The following is a 16,563-nucleotide window of genomic DNA, read 5'->3' on the forward strand; positions in this document are numbered from 1 at the left end:
AGTTAATGGTATGTTTAATAATATTTTCAATATATGGGATTATTTTGCATCTTATTGATTTTCAACCATAAATTTATATATTTTTTCCAAATCATCAAGTTGGCTTACCTGTATTAATAACCGCCGCCGTTCCAGGTCGATGACTAAAATGCCGTCCTCAGATAAATTCATATTCCTAATCCGGTTATAAGAAATAAATATATTGGCATAAAAGAACCCCGTTGATTTAAATAGCAGCTTAGGATTTCGAATATAGGCAAGATAGATCGCCATAAATGCCAGAAAAAGCAAAAGCGAGGTTGTTATTACCTCACCATGATTCATGACATTCTGATAGATAAGGATGCTCACTAAACCGATAAAAATAAGCGCATCCAGCCGGTTTACCCGCTTTAACGAAATGCGGAGTTGGGTTTTTCCTTTTAACCTATCCATGATGAATTCGTCATAGATAGCATAAATCAGCGCCAGTGCGATCAAAACAACCAGAGCGATATCCGTAACCGTCATAGATAACTCCATGCGTGAGCGAGGGCGGCCAATGCACCTGAAACTTGAAAGATGAAGAGTCTATGCCGGAGGGTTACCTCCGGCGGATTGATGTATTACAGACCAAACAGCCCGATCCAATAACCGAAGATACCGATGACAAAGAATCCCATAATGAGCCACAAAGCATTCACCTTACGCCTGAGCAGCCACATACAGCCGAATGTGAGCAGCAGGGGGATCAACCCCGGCATAAGCTGGTCAAGAATTGACTGAACCGTGGTTACCGTGGTTTCTCCGTTTTGGTTGGTTACTCTTGAGACGACCATCGGGACATTGACGTGAGTCCATTTATTGACCAGCGCCCCCATGACAAACAGGCCGAGAATCGATGCCCCCTCGGTCATTTTTTGCAGGAAGCCGCCGCCCATGTCGCTGACAATATCAACCCCTTTTCGATAGCCATAGGCTACCCCATAGTAGCGAACCAGCAGGCGCACCAAATTGAACAGGACGAAAAACAGCACCGGGCCGAGCAGGCTGCCGCTCATCGCAATCCCCGCACCCAGCGCGGCAAACACCGGACGAGCCGTACCCCAGAAAATGGGGTCGCCAACGCCAGCCAGGGGGCCCATCAAGCCAACCTTCAGGCCGTTGATCGCGCCATCATCAATCGGTGCGCCATTAGCGCGTTGCTCTTCCATTGCCATCGTCACCCCCAGAACTGGGGCGGCGACAAACGGCTGAGTATTGAAAAATTCCAGATGGCGTTTAATCGCCTGTTTACGCTCTTCCGAATTTGCAGGGTAAAGGCGGCGGATCACCGGCACCATGGAAAAACAGAAGCCGAGCGCCTGCATACGTTCAAAGTTCCATGAACCCTGGAAAAGGTTGGAGCGAATAAACACCGCGCGAATGTCGCTGGCAGTGAGTTTCTTTACATTAGTTGTGTCAACCATTTCTCTCACCCCTGTTAGTCCAGTTCATTATCAAGGTCGTTGCTGCCTGTAGCCACAGGTTGACCCTGCGTCTTGTTGTATTTCGGGCTGAGTTGAATGTACAGCACAGCCATAACAACGCCAATCACACCCAGTGCCACCAGGTTGAAATCGGTGAATGCAGCGGTAACGAAACCGAGGTAGAAGAAAGGCATCAGGTAGCCCGCACGCATCATGTTGATGACCATTGCGTAACCTACGACGACAATCATACCGCCAGCGATATTCAGACCGTTGGTGACAACGTCGGGAATCGAGTTCAACATCGCATGAACGGCATCAGTACCGACGGAAATTGCCACGATAACGGCTGGAATGGCAATACGCATAGCCTGAAGCAATAAGGCCGAGACATGAAGCCAACTGATAGCGCGTAAACTACCGCGCTCCGCCGCACTGTCGGCAGCATGTTGGAAGGCGACGGTAATGGTTCGGACAATAATCGTCAGTACCTGTCCTGCCGCGGCTAACGGAATAGCCAGCGCAATACCCGCGCCTACGCTCTGCCCACCGGCAATAACCAGAATGGTGGAGATAATGGACGCCAGCGCCGCATCGGGCGCAACTGCCGCACCAATGTTCATCCAGCCGAGCGCGATCATTTCCAGCGTACCGCCGATAATGATCCCGGTTTGCAAATCGCCTAATACGGCCCCGATGAGCGTACAGGCAACGAGTGGACGGTGGAATTGAAATTCATCAAGAATCGATCCCATCCCCGAGACACAAGCTACGAGAAATATCAGCACAATTTGAAGTGTGGTAATCTCCATTGTACTTCTCCTGTTCCTATGAAAACGTTTCTGAGTTGAATAAATCGTTACACAGCGTTATTTGTTGAATGTGCTAACGGGCCAGCTTATTAACTAAGTCCATCATTTTGAGCCTGGTATCACTTGAAACTTTTCTGACTTCTAATTCAATTCCGCGTTTATCGAGTTCTTTAAATGCTGCAATATCTTTTTCATCAATGGAGACCGCATTATTGACTTGCGTTTTCCCTTGACGGAACGCCATTCCTCCAATATTAACGGATGTTATTTTTACGCCATTTTCAACCAGGTGTAATACATCGGTCGGGTTGGTAAATAACAACATAACGCGATCGGACGCATATTTAGGGTTGTTATAAACACGAATGGCTTTTTCTACATCAACCACGTGGGCGGTGACACCCGGCGGGGCGACTTGAGTCAATAATGTTTTACGAACATGGTCGGCGGCAACGTCATCACTGATAACAATAATGCGGTTGACGTTGGTTTCTTTGGTCCAACGTGTCGCAACCTGGCCGTGAATTAAGCGGTCATCAATGCGTGCCAGCCCTATCTTCATATGTTCGCCAGTGCCGGTAGTCGGGGCTACGGCTTGTGCTTTGGCGGAAGGTGAGATTGGGGCGGGGGATATGGCCGCTTTCGGCTGCTCCTGTGTTTTCAGCGCTTTTACCCCGTCTCGACCTGCTTCAAGGGCAATTGAAACTAAATCAGTAAATGCAGGATTGTCATCCCGCGCCATAAACGTTTCCACCAGCATGGGAATGTTTACCCCGGCGATAACCTCATGATTTTCCTTATCCGTTACCATACGGCTGGCAGCGTTAAACGGGCTGCCTCCCCAGGTATCGACTAAAAACAACACGCCAGACGATGTATCCAACAGGGATAACTTCTCCTGATATTTTTCCATTAATGTTTCAGCGTTCTCACCGGGGACGAAATCTATCCAGGCGACGTTACTTTGCTCACCTAGAATCATTTCAGCTGTTTTTAGCAGCGGCCCTGCGGTGGCACCGTGAGTGCATAACATTATCGCAATACTCACTTGCTACCTCCTCATTATTCACGATCAAATTGTGTGTAATATGTCAGGGTATAGGGTCAACGTTCATTTACTAAAAGTTAACCGTTGCGGTATCAGTATGGTCGTAAGAATCTGACTTGGGTTTCCAGTAGGTGAAAAATTTACCATTAATTCATTAGATTTAATGAACCAGTTCGGTCTATCAACCGTGAAACGACGGTTTAATAGATTTATTTTACCCATCGAAAAAATAAATAGTGTGATGTTGCTCCACCTTTACTCTGCGTAAAGTTTGATGTGTTACACAAATGTGGGGTAAACATTCGGGATTGTTACATGCTTTTACCCAATGGCGGGGTTAAGAAAGTCTTTGTGAAAAAGGGGAACAACCTGCTAGAGTAATCTTCTGTTAAATTACTTAGGAGCACTGGGCATCAGCCCTTCCCATGGACTGTCACCGACAAAACGTTCTCTGTGTACCCGCTGACGCTGGTGGTTTTCTGTACTCGGTTGGTCATTCTGACCGCCTTCAGAGTTACTCTGATTCAAGCCAACTTTTTTTATTACCCTTCAATGTAAACAATAATGCATTGATGCCATCTGCTCGTTCATTTTTCGGAGTCTGACATGGAATTTTTGCTGGATCCCTCAATCTGGGCAGGCCTATTGACGCTGGTGGTACTTGAAATTGTTTTGGGTATCGACAATTTGGTATTTATCGCTATTTTGGCGGACAAATTACCCCCCAGGCAACGCGATAAAGCCCGCATCATCGGTTTATCTCTGGCCTTGCTGATGCGTTTGGGGCTGTTATCCCTGATTTCCTGGATGGTCACGCTGACCCGTCCACTGTTTCATGTCGGCGATTTCAGCTTCTCAGGACGCGATCTGATTCTGCTGTTCGGGGGGGTATTCCTGCTGTTTAAGGCAACAATGGAGTTGCACGAACGGCTCGAAAATAAATCGCATGATGACAGTGGCCCTCGTGTACATGCCAATTTCTGGGCGGTGGTGGCACAGATTGTCGTGCTGGATGCGGTCTTCTCGCTCGATGCGGTGATTACGGCAGTGGGAATGGTTAACCATCTTGGTATAATGATGACCGCCGTCATCATTGCCATGGGAGTGATGCTGCTGGCATCGAAACCACTTACCAATTTTGTCAACGCCCATCCGACGGTGGTCGTGCTGTGTCTCAGTTTCCTGCTGATGATTGGTTTAAGTCTGGTTGCGGAAGGTTTTGGTTTCCATATTCCCAAAGGTTATCTGTATGCGGCGATTGGTTTCTCGATCCTGATTGAACTGTTTAACCAGATTGCCCGGCATAACTTTATGAAGCATCAGTCCAGACGGCCATTGCGTGAGCGTACCGCAGAAGCCATTTTACGACTGATGGGCACTAGAAAAACCATCGACAACGTGGATGATGAACCCCAGAAAGTCATGACTGAAACGTTTGCTGAAGAGGAACGCTACATGATTAGCGGTGTTCTGACATTGGCATCACGTTCTTTACGCAGCGTGATGACGCCCCGGACGGAAATTTCCTGGGTGGACAGCGAGCGTTCTGTCGAAGAAATTCGGTTGCAGTTGCTGGATACCCCTCACAGCTTGTTTCCGGTATGTCGTGGTTCGCTGGATGAATTAATCGGTGTTGTGCGGGCCAAAGATCTGTTGGTTGCGTTGGAAGATCATACCGATGTGGAAAGTTTTGCCGCAGCAAACCTGCCGATTGTGGTGCCGGAAACGCTGGACGTGATTAATGTGTTGCCGGTGCTGCGTCGGGCCAAAGGCAGTTTGGTGATGGTGAGCAACGAATTTGGCGTGGTGCAGGGGCTGGTAACGCCGCTGGATGTGCTGGAAGCCATTGCCGGCGAATTCCCGGATGAAGATGAAACACCGGAGATTGTCGCTGACGGTGATGGCTGGCTGGTAAAGGGGGGGACGGATTTGCACTCTTTACAGCAGGTGGTTGATAGCAGCGATCTTGTCAGCCCGAAAGAGGATTATACGTCGCTGGCGGGGATGCTGTTGTCACATAGTGATGAGTTCCCTAAGGTTGGTGATATCATCGAACTTCATCAACTGCGTTTCCAAATCATGGAGGTGTCGGAATACCGCATTGAGCTGGTACGGGTTGAAAAAATCACCGAACCGGTTGAAGAGGAAGACGAGTAGGTATTCTGATCACGTGCCGATTATTCGTAATATTGTTCATATAATAAGCGCTGAAGCGTAACGGTTACGTTGTCAGCTTGACCGCCCCCGGCTTTGACACCGGGGGCGTTTTGTTATTAGCGCAACGTCCACTCTTTCCCTTCCGGTATGAATAACAAGCATCAGCTATGGAACGCTTTCCACGGGGAACGCCACTCAATAATATCGCTGTTTATGCTACGTGCCGGCGATGTTGCAGCTTGGCGTGATGCAATTGCCGATGATGTACGGAAACAAAAACATATCAAGACATTTCCGCCAGAGCTGGCACGTTAGCTTCCAGGTATGCGGTCTAACTTTATACGGTAACGTTTGTACATGATTGGTCGCTCACAAACATCAACGATTGAAAATGTGTAGATACCTAACTCAATGAATCCAATATCATCCACCACCTATACCCCCTGGATAGATCCAGAAACATCGGATTCCGATAAGGGCGGCTCCTCTTTGTCACGCTCGGATAGCGACAACAGCCTGCAAGCGCCGCTCATCCCGCAGGAAAAAACTGCCTCACCTGCTGTCCAGTCGTCTCACCCGCTTTGTGATGATAAAGACAACCTTACCCAATTTGGCAAAAACATCCGGTTACATACCTTGCTGCTCAGAGGGCTCGGTCACACCAAAGCACAGGCAAGCCTGATTTCTCTGGCAACGGTTCTTCCGAGCATTGTCCAGGCCAAACGTATGGAAAAAGGCGCCTATATGGAAGCGATAGCGCAGAAGATTTCCACCGACGAATTCAAACATCCAGAAGCTATGACCGGCTCGGTCAGCCGTGGGAAAAACGGCGAATTTAAAAGCAGCAACAATGCCATACAGGCGATATTGCGTTATGTACAGCATAAATATCCGCAAGAGTCCGCCGATCTCGATCTTTCCAGAGCCGCAAAACTCAGTTTGCCGCTGGAAACCAGCGTGTTATTGAAAGCCAAAGAATTCTCCCGAGGTTGCGAAGTACGCAATCTTGACCTTAAAGACGGCTCGAGCCAGGACGTCAGCATCGACTTGATGACCTACTCCACGCGTCAGGCGATTAAAAAAGGGACGCATGGTTTCGGTGAAGAGGCCAGATTACAACCGGGCCACCTTGACTCTGAGGACGCATCGAACGACAGCGAAAGTTTTCCGTTGCATTTGGCCCATGCCGGCGAAATTCACCCTTTCGCATTTCTTCAGGATGTGCGGTATCAGGTAGCGTCCGACCACCCGGAGATGAAAGAACTGGTAGAGAAATGCCTCAACGACCACGATCCGGTGACGCTGGATCTGCGCGGGCGCTTAGGTGCGCAAGCGCTGCAATCGGTCATCAGTCAGAAATCCTTTAGCAAAGAACTTGGCTGGGCGATGGCCGCCAGCATGGTAGGCAGCGGTGGCCTGGCCTACGCGCTGGATGTGATCGCCTGGGGTGCGGTCACCCACAGTTTATCATCACGACTGGGCGAAGATCACCCCGCGACTAAATTCGCCGACGTTGTGCTGTCGTCCCTGACGCCATTGTTTGCCGAAACGATGGATTCGCTGGTGATCAAGCGCCTGATGGGCGCGTTTAAACATGAACCATTGCTGCCGGAGTCGTTTGGTGAGCTGGTCGATGACTTGAAAGATTCGGCGATATCCGGTTCTATCGCCGCCATTGGTTCCGTACCTAACAATATCGCCAGCCTGTCGCAAAAATGGGCCATCATGCCAGCCAGTATGGTCGCCAATCAGCTTGCCGCTTCGACCTCAGCCGCGATGGTTCCACGTGAGTTGGCTAGATCGCATGAAGAGATGAGCGCCGGTGTGATACAAAAAATGAATGAAGGTTTTTTCCCTGCACCGAAATGGCAAGCCAAAACGCATAACCAGAATGAAACGCACAAGGCGCTTTCACATCAGATCAAAAAAGAGACTTCCGGTGCGCTTGGTGTTGCGCCAGGCGACGGCCTGGCCATTAACTCGATGGGGATCGGCTCGGTCATCAGTCTTGGGGCGGGGTTTTTACCTTTCGATATTATGGGACGCGCTCACCTGATTCCCAGTATGGTGCAAAAAGTCACCAGCATTATGGTGAATACGCCGACGGAAGTGTTGAGCATGGGAACCGGTATTCTGACGGCCAATCATCTGGGTGGACTTAGCAAGTGGATGACAACCGACGCGCAGAAAAACCGTAATATGGTGGAACTTATCGCTAACAAAGCGGTGGAGCGATTGCACAACGGTTCCGACACCCGCGCTGAAATCACCGAGGAAGAGTTGCAAAAGATCGAACATCCGTCGCTGGCATTAACTTTTCCGTTGGGTGAATCCATCGTCAATACGATGAACGGAATCGCTGATTTGCTCTCTTCCTCTTGGGCGGCGCTACGTGGCAAACCCTCGGAAAGTTTGAGCGAACAGATTGATATCGGATCGCTGGTGTCAGATAGCCCCCATTCCTCCCACGCCGATAACGTCTGATGCGTTATCCTGGCGCATTAATAATATTTGCCGTTCATCGGGGAAGGTAAAATTGAACGGCAAAAGCCCACCATGTGGTGGGCCGCTTTCCCTGGTGTGATGACGCTTTTTTTTTAATTCGTGCCCATCATGACATTAGGGGTGTTTATTTTATAACCGTTTGTACTGATCGATATATGAATATCGATCGCAAAAACTGGTTAATAATAAAGCCAGGTATTCTTTGTTTTCCTTTTCGCCTGAAAAAAACTTATGTCAACGGGTAATAGAACTTAACTCAGGAGGGTAGGGAGAGGAATAACAACAGGCAAATTCAGCCAGTGAAAAATGAGTCATGGCTCGTTGGAAACATGTAGCGCGAGCTGACGAATGATTGCAGCCGTCAATCCCCAGACAAATTGCTGCTGATACCAGGATAGGTAAACACGGTGGTGTTTACGTTGTCGTTCGATATCAAGGGAATGATAGCGAGTTAGCGCCAATGCTTCTTCAAGCGGCATTTCAAACAGCTCCGCCACTTCGTTTTCATTCGGATGAAAACGAGTCTGTGCGCAGACAAGACCAATAACGGGTGTGACCTGAAAACCACTGACGCTGTCTACGGACGGTAATACGCCCAGCACCTGCACATTCTGTGGGGGAATAGCGACTTCTTCCTGTGCTTCACGCAAAGCTGTTTCGATCAGTGAGCGGTCATCGCGATCGGCGGCGCCGCCGGGAAAAGCAACTTGTCCGCCGTGTTTTCGAAGGTCAGATGCCCGCCGGGTCAGCAGCAATGTTGGGTGTGCGCGGCAGACAATCGGCACCAGTACGGCGGCCTGCCGCAGTTGGTGGGCCGGTAACGTTGGCCGCAGCGTTTGCAGTTGAAAGCGAGTAATAAACTCAGCCAGATTAGAAGGCGTTTGCAAGTCGTTTTCAATCACTCAATTTGTCTCAAGTATTAACCTGGGCGTCGTCTGGCTGATTATCCAACCTATTCAATATGGGTAGAATGCGATCCACTTTATCAAAGGTTTCCTGATATTCCGCCTGTTCCTGGCTGTCCGCAACAATTCCTCCACCGGCCCAGCAGTATATTTTCCCCTGTTCGGTGACTAAGGTACGAATGGTTATGCTGGTGTCCATAGTTCCGCAAATACTCAGATACCCGATACTTCCGCAATAGGCGTTACGCCGGTGGGGCTCCAGCTCTTCAATAATCTGCATCGCACGGATTTTAGGCGCACCGGTAATCGAACCGCCGGGGAAACATGCCCGCAGCAGTGCTGTTGCGCGGCAGGTATCGGGAAGCCGCGCCACCACGGTACTGACCAGATGATGTACCGCCGGAAATGGCTCAACGAGAAACAATTCCGGCACGCTTACGCTGCCGGGAACCGCAACCCGGCCAATATCATTACGCAGTAAATCGACAATCATCAGGTTCTCTGCCCGATTTTTCTCTGACTGGGCCAGCCGGGCGGCCTGCATGACATCCGCTTCTTTATCCGCCAGCCGTGGCAGTGTGCCTTTGATGGGACGCGTCTGGATGTGTTGATTCTCCAGCCACAGAAAGCGTTCTGGCGAAACGCTGATAACGGTATTTTCAGGCAGACGCAGAAAAGCAGAAAATGGTGCCTTATTGCCAGATGACAGGCGCAAAAAAGCCTGCCATTCATCACCTTCATACCCGGCGGCAAAGCGTTGTGCCAGATTGACCTGATAACAATCTCCCGACAGCAGATAATCCTGTATTTTTCGGAATTTTTCGCCGTACTCTTCCCGTGACAGGTTAGCGCACCACGGCCCGGTAAGCTGAAAATCGGGGTGGTGATGGCAAGCTGGTGGATTAGCCAACCAGTCGAGCCGCTCCTGAAGATGGCTATGGACGATCAGTGTGAGCGTCTGGCGCTGATGATCGGCAATTAACGCCCAGTCATAAAGGCCAACGGCCATGTCAGGCAGGTCGATGTCCCGCTCCGCCTGTATTGGCAGCGTCTCAATACGGCGCCCCAGATCGTAACCGAACAGACCAAGCGCCCCACCCTGAAAGGGAAAATCAGGTTGTGGATCGGTCACTATCCCCAGTTGTTCAATGTGTTGCTGTAATAATGAAAAAGGGTCGTCAGCCGAGTGTTGTTTGCCGCTCCCCTGGGTTATTTCCGTCAGTTCCCCACGAGTAGAGAGTGTGACCTGCGGGTCGGCAACCATAATGTCAAAACGATTATGAGGATGATCGGCAAAACCCGAATGCAATAACATTGCCCACGGCTGTTGCGAAAATGGCGCGAAAAGCGCCAATAACGCATCCGGCTGATAGGGCAGCGAGTGATAGACAGGGGACGAGGACTGGATATTCGATGACATGGTGTTTTTGTATAATCTCATGCTTTGCAGGTGGACATCTGTTTCTGTTGCGAACCTGGGGTGGTTTCCCCGACGTGCTAGCCTATCACAAACCGGAAGTTCTGGTGTATGGCTGAGATAGCGTGCGATGATACGTTCCCGATTTAACCACCAGGAGAAGATAATGATTGCAGGTATGCCCGCGCTGACACATGAGCAGCAGCAGGAAGCGGTAGAGCGTATTCAGGATCTGATGTCGCAGGGAATGAGCAGCGGTCAGGCGATTGCCTTGGTGGCGGCAGAGATTCGGGAAGAACATAAAGGTGACAGGGTCACTGCTATGTTTGATAACGAAGAAACCAATGAAAACGATGAAGACGAGGAACGTTTTTTTGATGATGGCGACGAAGAGGAAGAACACTAAAGGTTTTTCCTCCGCTAACGTCATCGCGCACGTCTTTACACGGCGGCAATCGCTTTTATTTCAATTTTATATTTTGGGTTCATCAATTTAGCCTGCACGGTACAGCGCACTGGCGCACTGCCTGACACCACCCAGGCGTCCCATACGGTATTCATGGCGGCAAAATCATCGGCATCGGCCAGAAAAATAGTGACGTCCAGCAGACGGCTCTTATCCGTACCTGCCTGTTGTAAAATATCCTCCAACGCGGCTAGTGCATTCTCCGTCTGAGCCTGGGCATCTTCATCCAGATTATCCGGTACGCAGGTGTGATACAGCGTGTTGTTGTGAATAACCGCATTGGACCAGCGGGCTTCGGGATCGATTCTTGTGATTGGCATGAGTGTTGTCGTCTCTTGGTCTTTGGTGAATAACGGCGTTAAGCCTAACATAATCTTTTATGCCGCTTTATTTTCTCAGGCTAAAAAGTCCGTCTGATTTAGGGTGGTAGCGGTAGTTGAGTCTTGGCATAATCAGCGCGGCGCTATCATCGGATAACGCTGGCTGTCCGAACACCCTACAAAGAGAGACTGTGTGACGAATGATCGTGTAATAGATGATTTTGCAACCGATGGGGCGCTGGCAAAGGCGATCAGCGGATTTAAGCCACGGGAACCCCAGCGGAAAATGGCGCAGGCTGTCGCTCAGGCCATCGACAAACAGCAGGCGTTAGTGGTGGAAGCTGGCACCGGAACAGGCAAAACCTATGCTTATCTGGCGCCAGCGCTGCGGGCGGGTAAAAAAGTCATCATTTCGACCGGTTCGAAAGCGTTACAGGATCAGCTCTACAGCCGAGACTTGCCAACGGTGGCGCAAGCACTTAAATACCACGGTAAGCTGGCTTTGCTAAAAGGGCGTTCCAACTATCTCTGCCTGGAACGCCTTGACCAGCAATCGCTGGCGGGGGGCGATCTTCCAGCCGAAACGTTGAGCGAATTAGTCCGGCTGCGGGCGTGGTCTTCTGAAACAACGGAAGGCGATGTAACAACCTGTGCGGGTGTAGCGGAAGATAGCCCGGTCTGGCCGCTGGTGACCAGCACCAATGACAATTGTTTGGGCAGTGATTGTCCACGGTATAAAGAGTGTTTTGTGGTCAAAGCCCGTCGCAAGGCGATGGATGCCGACATTGTGGTGGTGAATCACCATTTATATCTGGCGGATATGGTGGTGAAAGAGAGCGGTTTTGCCGAACTGATCCCAGACAGTGACGTGGTGATTTTTGATGAGGCCCACCAGATCCCGGATATTGCCAGTCAGTATTTTGGTCAGCAGTTGTCCAGTCGTCAACTGCTGGATCTGGCGAAAGATATTATTATTGCCTATCGAACCGAAGTGCGTGATGCGGCGCAATTACAGAAGAGCGCAGACCGCCTGACGCAAAGTACCCAGGATTTTCGCCTGGCGCTGGGCGAACCGGGGTTTCGGGGCAATCTGCGCGAGATCCTCAATCAGCCGTCGCTTCAGAGGGCGCTGGTGTTATTGGATGATGCGTTGGAGTTGTGCTACGACGTGGCTAAACTATCTTTAGGGCGCTCTGCCTTGCTGGATGCGGCCTTTGAACGGGCGACGCTCTACCGGAGTCGTTTAAAACGATTAATGGATGTGCAGCAACCGGGTTACAGCTACTGGTATGAATGCAATTCCCGCCACTTTGTTCTGGCGCTGACGCCGCTTTCTGTGGCCGATCGCTTTCGTGAGCTAATGAAAGAAAAACCGTCTGCCTGGGTTTTTACTTCCGCCACGCTGTCAGTTAATGAGCAATTAAAACATTTCACCGATCGGCTGGGTTTGGATGATGCCAATACCCATACCTTATTGCTGCCAAGTCCGTTTGATTATGCCAGTCAGGCATTGCTTTGCGTGCCGCGTTATTTGCCGGAAACCAATCGGCCCGGCGCCGCACGGCGGTTGGCCACCATGCTGCGCCCGCTGATTGAAGCCAATCAGGGGCGCTGTTTTATGCTGTGTACCTCACATCAGATGATGCGCGAACTGGCCGCCGAGTTCCGGGCTACGCTGACATTACCCGTCTTATTACAGGGTGAAACCGGTAAAGCGCAATTGCTCTCACAGTTTGTGTCAGCGGGTAACGCACTTCTGGTGGCAACCAGCAGCTTTTGGGAAGGAGTTGATGTGCGTGGTGATACGCTGTCCTGTGTGATTATCGACAAACTGCCTTTTACCTCACCTGACGATCCGTTACTGAAAGCGCGTATTGAAGATTGCCGCTTGCGGGGCGGAGAGCCATTCGACGATGTGCAATTGCCGGATGCGGTTATCACCCTGAAGCAAGGCGTGGGGCGTTTGATCAGGGATATTGACGATCGCGGCGTGTTGGTCATTTGCGATAACCGCCTGGTCATGCGCCCGTATGGATCGGTCTTTCTCAATAGTTTGCCGCCAGCACCCCGCACACGCGATCTCGATCAGGCGATTGCGTTCCTTACCCGGAAAGCATAACGGAAATATGTAGGGCGCTATGATATTATGCGCCTTGTTAAGACTTATTTATCCCGCCTGAGGTTGGCATGTCTACGCGAATTCTAGCGCTTGATACTGCGACGGAAGCCTGTTCCGTTGCACTCTGGAATGATGGTGAAATTCATTCTTTATTTGAAGTTTGTCCCCGGGAACATACACAGCGGGTGCTGCCGATGGTTCAGCAAGTGCTGGCGGAAAGCGGTCTGGCGCTCAATGCGTTAGATGCGCTGGCATTTGGTCAGGGGCCGGGCAGTTTTACCGGGGTGCGTATTGGCATTGGTATTGCGCAGGGGCTTGCTCTGGGCGCCGAGCTTCCGGTGATTGGCGTTTCCACTCTGGCCACTATGGCGCAGGGGGCTTTTCGCCGTACCGGCGCCACACGGGTTTTGGCCGCGATTGATGCCCGCATGGGCGAAGTTTATTGGGCCAGGTATCAGCAAGATGTTAACGGGTACTGGCAAGGCGACGCATCTGAAGCCGTGCTGACGCCGCAGCAGGTACAGGTGCTGACCGCTGAGTTGAGTGGTCAATGGGCAACGGTTGGCACGGGATGGAAAACCTATACGGATCTGGTGAGTCATCCGTCAGTATCATTGTTGGATGGCGACATACTTTTACCGCAGGCGGAAGATATGCTGCCGTTGGCATACCAGCAGTGGATAGCAGGGCAGTCCGTGAGCGTTGAACTGGCCCAACCACGCTATTTGCGCAATGACGTCGCCTGGAAAAAACTGCCAGGCCGTGAATGAACAGCAACTTATTTTGTGCGGTATAGTCTAATTATCAGGCGTTAAGAAAAGGTATCTGTCATGACGGTTACACGGCGTATGAATGATCATGTTCGGCATGTTCCGCCGCATCACACTGTTTGGCGTAGCGTCTTCATTGCCGCCGCATTGCTGCTTTCCGGGTGCGTAACCGTGCCTGATGCCATCAAGGGAACCTCTCCTACGCCTCAGGACGATCTGGTTCGGGTGATGAACGCACCTCAACTGTATGTTGGGCAAGAGTCCCGCTTTGGTGGCCGGGTAGTGAGTATCCGTAATGAAGCCGATAAAACCCGGCTGGAGATCGCCAGTATGCCGCTGGACAGCGGTGCCAGGCCCCGTCTGAGTCAGCCGTCTGAAGGGCGCTTTATCGCTTATATTAATCGCTTTCTGGAACCGACCGATTTTAAAGACAAACTGGTGACTGTTGTCGGTCCAATCACGGGAACGGAACAAGGCGCCATCGGTGACAAGCCTTATCGCTATGTGGTGGTTGACGCCCAGGGGTATAAACGCTGGAATGTGGCGCAGCGTGTTGTGCTGCCGCCGGGGGCTTACGGCACTTGGGGATGGGATGCCCGCTATGGTCATGGCTGGGGGCCAGGTTGGGGATTGGGCGGGGGATGGTACGGCCCTGCTCAGATTGAGACTATCGTGACAGAATAGAGTACCACTGTGTACAATAGATAATCAGGCGACTTAGGTTGCCTGATTTTTTTTACTAAAAATAAATAAGTGATCGACCTTGCAGCCTTAGCAAAGTTAGATAATCAACCGGCAAGATAGGTTAAAAAAATGTTGGTGATTGTTTGTTTTGAGGTTAATGGTGCTACTAAAAAAATATCTCGGGAGTGACGTCTTGGACAAAATCTGGTTATCACGCTATCCAACAGATGTACCCGCAGACATCGATCCTGATCGCTATTCCTCATTGGTTGAAATGTTTGAAAATGCGGTAGCGCGTTACGCCGATCAGCCAGCATTCATCAATATGGGCGAGGTGATGACTTTCCGTAAACTGGAAGAGCGCAGCCGGGCGTTTGCCGCCTATCTGCAAAACCGACTTAAACTACGGAAAGGCGATCGTGTGGCATTGATGATGCCAAACTTGTTGCAATACCCGGTGGCGTTGTTTGGCGTGCTACGGGCAGGTATGGTTGTGGTTAATGTTAACCCGCTGTATACCCCGCGTGAACTGAAGCATCAATTGAAAGACAGCGGCGCCAGCGCCATTGTGATTGTTTCCAATTTCGCGCATACCCTGGAAAAGGTGGTGCATAACACCCAGGTGAAACACGTTATCCTGACGCGCATGGGCGATCAGCTATCGACCGCGAAGGGAACGCTGGTCAATTTTGTGGTCAAGTACATCAAACGGCTGGTGCCTAAGTATCATCTGCCGGATGCTATCTCATTCCGGCAGGTATTGCAGCAGGGACGACGCCTGCAATATGTGAAGCCGGATATCATCAATGCCGATTTGGCTTTCCTGCAATACACTGGCGGAACGACCGGCGTCGCCAAAGGCGCGATGTTGACTCACCGCAATATGCAGGCAAACCTGGCGCAGTGTAAAGCCGCCTACGGCCCTGTATTGCAAGCGGGCCGCGAGCTGGTGGTCACAGCGCTACCGCTGTATCACATTTTTGCCTTGACGGTGAATTGTCTGCTGTTCATCGAGTTTGGCGGAAGAAATCTGCTTATCACCAACCCCCGTGATATTCCCGCTCTGGTCAGGGAGTTGGCGCAGTATCCCTTCACCGTCATCGTCGGGGTAAATACGCTATTTAATGAGATGTTGAATAATAAAGCATTTCATGAGCTGGATTTCGCAACGCTGCGATTGTCCGTCGGCGGTGGCGCATCGATACAGCAGACTGTTGCTGAACGATGGGAAAAACTTACCGGCAAACATTTGCTTGAGGGCTATGGCTTGACGGAAAGCTCGCCACTGGTTTCAGGTAATCCCTATGATTTGAAATCTTACAGCGGAAGCATCGGACTGCCGGTGCCCTCAACGGACGTCCGAATCATTGATAACGATGGAAATGAAGTTGCGCCCGGCGAGTCAGGGGAACTATGGATCCGCGGTCCCCAGGTGATGCTGGGATACTGGCAGCAGCCCGCGGCTACGGATGAAGTTTTAAAAGATGGTTGGTTAGCTACCGGTGACATTGTCACGTCTGATGATGAAGGCTTCCTGCGCGTAATCGATCGTAAAAAAGATATGATTCTGGTATCCGGATTTAACGTTTATCCAACTGAAATTGAAGATGTTATTACCCGACATGCTAAAGTTTCAGAGTCTGCGGTTGTCGGTGTGCCAAGTGAAGCGTCAGGCGAGGCAGTGAAAGCGTTTGTGGTTCGACGTGATAATTCGTTGACTAAAGATGAGTTGATCACCCATTGCCGCCGCAATCTTACCGGGTATAAAGTTCCGAAAGAAATTGAATTCTGCGAGGATTTACCTAAATCGAATGTAGGAAAAATTCTGCGCCGGGCGCTGCGGGACGACAAAAATATAACCAAAGAAACGGCAACCGTGTAGGTAAATCGGCAAGCAGCGTGATTTATCAGT

General features: G+C 50.6%; 14 protein-coding genes. 7 read left to right on the forward strand and 7 right to left on the reverse strand.

What is annotated here, in order from left to right; genetic code table 11:
• Nucleotides 1–51 precede the first annotated feature (51 nt).
• The 4 genes from BIY29_RS04390 to manX all read right to left on the reverse strand — a co-directional run bounded on the left by BIY29_RS04390 (nucleotide 52) and on the right by manX (nucleotide 3,308).
• Complete coding sequence (locus BIY29_RS04390; protein WP_121573937.1) at nucleotides 52–510, reverse strand: DUF986 family protein; 459 nt, start codon at nucleotides 508–510, stop codon at nucleotides 52–54.
• A 95-nt stretch (nucleotides 511–605) separates the two neighbouring features.
• A complete protein-coding gene (locus BIY29_RS04395; RefSeq protein WP_121573938.1) occupies nucleotides 606–1,448 on the reverse strand; it encodes a PTS mannose transporter subunit IID in 843 nt (280 codons plus the stop codon).
• Nucleotides 1,449–1,462: 14 nt separating this feature from the next.
• Complete coding sequence (locus BIY29_RS04400; RefSeq protein WP_121573939.1) at nucleotides 1,463–2,260, reverse strand: PTS mannose/fructose/sorbose transporter subunit IIC; 798 nt, start codon at nucleotides 2,258–2,260, stop codon at nucleotides 1,463–1,465.
• Between the two features lie 73 nt (nucleotides 2,261–2,333).
• The gene (gene manX, locus BIY29_RS04405; RefSeq protein ID WP_121573940.1) at nucleotides 2,334–3,308 is read right to left on the reverse strand and encodes a PTS mannose transporter subunit IIAB; all 975 of its coding nucleotides are present in this window, start codon (nucleotides 3,306–3,308) and stop codon (nucleotides 2,334–2,336) included.
• Nucleotides 3,309–3,914: 606 nt separating this feature from the next.
• Here manX and BIY29_RS04410 point away from each other — a divergent pair.
• Nucleotides 3,915–5,465: a TerC family protein gene (locus BIY29_RS04410; RefSeq protein ID WP_121573941.1), complete on the forward strand. Its 1,551-nt coding sequence runs from the start codon at nucleotides 3,915–3,917 to the stop codon at nucleotides 5,463–5,465.
• Between the two features lie 411 nt (nucleotides 5,466–5,876).
• Nucleotides 5,877–7,949, forward strand: a complete 2,073-nt coding sequence (locus tag BIY29_RS04415; protein WP_121573942.1) for a hypothetical protein — start codon at nucleotides 5,877–5,879, stop codon at nucleotides 7,947–7,949.
• A gap of 332 nt (nucleotides 7,950–8,281) precedes the next feature.
• Here the strand turns inward: BIY29_RS04415 and BIY29_RS04420 are convergent, their stop codons facing one another.
• On the reverse strand, nucleotides 8,282–8,872 hold the full coding sequence (locus tag BIY29_RS04420; RefSeq protein WP_121573943.1) for a CoA pyrophosphatase: 591 nt from the start codon (nucleotides 8,870–8,872) through the stop codon (nucleotides 8,282–8,284).
• A gap of 10 nt (nucleotides 8,873–8,882) precedes the next feature.
• Complete coding sequence (pabB, locus tag BIY29_RS04425) at nucleotides 8,883–10,316, reverse strand: aminodeoxychorismate synthase component 1 (protein WP_240629959.1); 1,434 nt, start codon at nucleotides 10,314–10,316, stop codon at nucleotides 8,883–8,885.
• A 142-nt stretch (nucleotides 10,317–10,458) separates the two neighbouring features.
• On the opposite strand from pabB, the gene BIY29_RS04430 reads away from it, so the two are divergent.
• Nucleotides 10,459–10,698 carry a YoaH family protein gene (locus tag BIY29_RS04430; protein ID WP_121573944.1) on the forward strand — a complete coding sequence of 80 codons (240 nt, stop codon included), beginning with the start codon at nucleotides 10,459–10,461 and terminating at the stop codon, nucleotides 10,696–10,698.
• A 35-nt stretch (nucleotides 10,699–10,733) separates the two neighbouring features.
• On the opposite strand, the gene BIY29_RS04435 is transcribed toward BIY29_RS04430, so the two are convergent.
• The gene (locus BIY29_RS04435) at nucleotides 10,734–11,078 is read right to left on the reverse strand and encodes a RidA family protein (protein WP_121574040.1); all 345 of its coding nucleotides are present in this window, start codon (nucleotides 11,076–11,078) and stop codon (nucleotides 10,734–10,736) included.
• 193 nt (nucleotides 11,079–11,271) lie between these two features.
• Here BIY29_RS04435 and BIY29_RS04440 point away from each other — a divergent pair, with 193 nt between their 5' ends.
• The 4 genes from BIY29_RS04440 to fadD all read left to right on the forward strand — a co-directional run bounded on the left by BIY29_RS04440 (nucleotide 11,272) and on the right by fadD (nucleotide 16,533).
• Nucleotides 11,272–13,197, forward strand: coding sequence for a DNA repair helicase YoaA (locus BIY29_RS04440; RefSeq protein ID WP_121573945.1), 1,926 nt, complete (start codon nucleotides 11,272–11,274; stop codon nucleotides 13,195–13,197).
• A 68-nt stretch (nucleotides 13,198–13,265) separates the two neighbouring features.
• The gene (gene tsaB, locus BIY29_RS04445; protein WP_121573946.1) at nucleotides 13,266–13,967 is read left to right on the forward strand and encodes a tRNA (adenosine(37)-N6)-threonylcarbamoyltransferase complex dimerization subunit type 1 TsaB; all 702 of its coding nucleotides are present in this window, start codon (nucleotides 13,266–13,268) and stop codon (nucleotides 13,965–13,967) included.
• Between the two features lie 78 nt (nucleotides 13,968–14,045).
• Nucleotides 14,046–14,651, forward strand: a complete 606-nt coding sequence (locus tag BIY29_RS04450) for a Slp family lipoprotein (RefSeq protein WP_240629968.1) — start codon at nucleotides 14,046–14,048, stop codon at nucleotides 14,649–14,651.
• Nucleotides 14,652–14,844: 193 nt separating this feature from the next.
• Nucleotides 14,845–16,533, forward strand: a complete 1,689-nt coding sequence (gene fadD, locus BIY29_RS04455; protein ID WP_121574042.1) for a long-chain-fatty-acid--CoA ligase FadD — start codon at nucleotides 14,845–14,847, stop codon at nucleotides 16,531–16,533.
• Nucleotides 16,534–16,563 lie beyond the last annotated feature (30 nt).

The sequence above is a fragment of the Brenneria alni genome, assembly GCF_003666245.1.
GTDB classification, from domain to species: domain Bacteria; phylum Pseudomonadota; class Gammaproteobacteria; order Enterobacterales; family Enterobacteriaceae; genus Brenneria; species Brenneria alni.

Bases quoted from the DNA above. Each gene is read 5' to 3' on its own strand.
- BIY29_RS04390 (WP_121573937.1), bottom strand. From the start codon at position 510: ATGACGGTTACGGATATCGCTCTGGTTGTTTTGATCGCACTGGCGCTG.
- BIY29_RS04395 (WP_121573938.1), bottom strand. From the start codon at position 1,448: ATGGTTGACACAACTAATGTAAAGAAACTCACTGCCAGCGACATTCGC.
- BIY29_RS04400 (WP_121573939.1), bottom strand. From the start codon at position 2,260: ATGGAGATTACCACACTTCAAATTGTGCTGATATTTCTCGTAGCTTGT.
- BIY29_RS04410 (WP_121573941.1), top strand. From the start codon at position 3,915: ATGGAATTTTTGCTGGATCCCTCAATCTGGGCAGGCCTATTGACGCTG.
- BIY29_RS04415 (WP_121573942.1), top strand. From the start codon at position 5,877: ATGAATCCAATATCATCCACCACCTATACCCCCTGGATAGATCCAGAA.
- pabB (WP_240629959.1), bottom strand. From the start codon at position 10,316: ATGAGATTATACAAAAACACCATGTCATCGAATATCCAGTCCTCGTCC.
- BIY29_RS04430 (WP_121573944.1), top strand. From the start codon at position 10,459: ATGATTGCAGGTATGCCCGCGCTGACACATGAGCAGCAGCAGGAAGCG.
- BIY29_RS04435 (WP_121574040.1), bottom strand. From the start codon at position 11,078: ATGCCAATCACAAGAATCGATCCCGAAGCCCGCTGGTCCAATGCGGTT.
- tsaB (WP_121573946.1), top strand. From the start codon at position 13,266: ATGTCTACGCGAATTCTAGCGCTTGATACTGCGACGGAAGCCTGTTCC.
- BIY29_RS04450 (WP_240629968.1), top strand. From the start codon at position 14,046: ATGAATGATCATGTTCGGCATGTTCCGCCGCATCACACTGTTTGGCGT.